Here is a 1701-nt window from a genome sequence, read left to right as displayed (position 1 = left end):
GCGCCCCTCCCCGACACGGCACCCGCACTTCCGCCATCGCCGTCGCCGTCGCCGTCGCCGTCGCCGTCGCCGTCGACCCGCGGTGCGCAGGCGCTCGCCGTGGCCGAGTCGAAGATCGGCTCACCGTATGTCTGGGGTGCGGCGGGGCCGGATGCGTTCGATTGCTCGGGTCTGGTCCAGTGGGCGTACCAGCAGGTCGGCGTCGTCGTGCCGCGCACCACCTACGACCAGCTCAACGGAGGAATGCCCGTGGACCAAGCACACCTGCAGCCCGGCGATCTCGTCCTGTTCAACAGAGCGCAGCATGTCGGGCTCTACGCCGGGAACGGCACGGTCCTCCACGCCCCCACCACCGGACAACCGGTGAAACAGGCACCACTGGACTCGATGCAGTTCTACGCCGCCCGCCGATACTAGACTTCTCTGCCCCGTTTGGACGCCAATTTCTTCGTCATTGCGTGTACGTGTTCGACACCGGTCGCGATTTCCGTCCCGATCGTCGGTTCCGCGTAACCCGGCCGATGCCGATACCGTGTCCGGTCACGGCCGAGACCACCGGGCACCGCCCGGGGCCTGCCGGCATCCTCGACGAGGGTGGCAGCCGTCCACGTGGTGCAGAGCTCTTCGTCGCGCCCTTCAATGCGGTGTACGGCGCCTCGGACGGCGCGGATGCCATCGAGGCGATGCCGGGACGGCGGCGCAGTCGGTACGAGCCTGGCGGCGTCACCGAGAACACGTCGCCGACGGGACGCCCACCCCGGCTGTCGGCCTCTCGTCGGCATCACGCCCGAGACGGCTGCCCCTTCCGGACGCGTGCATCGTGTCGTGCCGGAGGGAAATTGCTGCCCACCAGCGGTCGATGACGAGGCGCTGTCCGACCCAGATCGAGCCCTACGTCACGAAACAGGGACGGCAACGACACAAGCTTCGGCGAGGAGTCGACCCCTTCATGTCAACTCCCAATACTGTATTTCAGCAATGTTTTTCAGGTTAAGACAGGAGCGGAGGTCACTCGGAGTCGCGGGGTACGAAGACCGGGAATCGCTCGCCTGGCTGCGTGGACCGGAACCGCACCCGCACCGGCCGCTCGGAAGGCACCGGAACGTCGCCGTCGATCCACGAATAGACCCACGGGCCCTCGTCGAGTGCGACGATGGCGATGACCGACGGGCAGGGCGCGCCGCACACCGGGTCGGGGGTCCGATCGACGACCCGGCACGAGACGATCACCCCCACCCCGGCCGAGGTGATCGGTTCGAGAGTGCCGGCGCCGCACGAGGAACACACCACCGTCAACGGTGCCAGCAACACGGCACAGCCCCGGCACCTCCAGATGACCAGCTGGCCGAATCGCGTGGTCTCGCACCCGCGACGGGCGAGACCGGCGCTCACGACGCCACCTCGGTGGGGAGCCGGTCCAAGGCGGTGCGCACCGTGTGCCCGAAACACTCCGGGTCGGCGATCGGCCACCCGTGCCCGCCCGCGACGGTGAACACCGGCGGTCCCCCCAGGCAGGCACCGAGCGATTCGACGCTCGCCCACGGGACCAGGCGGTCGCCCCGGCTCCACACCAGCGCTACCGGCAGACGTCGTTGCGCGAGCCGGCGCAACTCCCCGGTCAGGTCCCCACCCCGGGGGCCGGGGCCGGTCCGCGATTCCGTTCCCGGATCACCGACGCCGCGGCCGAGGGTGGCGGTGGGG

At 69.6% G+C, this 1701-nt stretch carries 2 protein-coding genes and 1 pseudogene; 1 reads left to right on the top strand and 2 read right to left on the bottom strand.

The features are described from left to right. On the top strand, positions 1-417 hold a 417-nt coding region (locus G6038_RS30620), incomplete at its 5' end, for a C40 family peptidase (protein WP_165042659.1). A 591-nt stretch (positions 418-1008) separates the two neighbouring features. Here G6038_RS30620 and G6038_RS30615 read toward each other — a convergent pair. Both G6038_RS30615 and G6038_RS30610 read right to left on the bottom strand, forming a co-directional pair. Next, positions 1009-1392: an OB-fold domain-containing protein gene (locus G6038_RS30615; RefSeq protein ID WP_165042657.1), complete on the bottom strand. Its 384-nt coding sequence runs from the start codon at positions 1390-1392 to the stop codon at positions 1009-1011. Further along, positions 1389-1701 (bottom strand): annotated as a pseudogene (locus G6038_RS30610) (hypothetical protein); the annotation flags it as partial. The pseudogene G6038_RS30610 and the gene G6038_RS30615, both read right to left, overlap by 4 nt.

Source organism: Rhodococcus sp. 14C212, assembly GCF_011058195.1.
Classification (GTDB): Bacteria; Actinomycetota; Actinomycetes; order Mycobacteriales; family Mycobacteriaceae; genus Rhodococcus; species Rhodococcus aetherivorans.
Note: the sequence above shows the minus strand (reverse complement) of the source record. Positions and strands in the feature narration are given on the sequence as shown.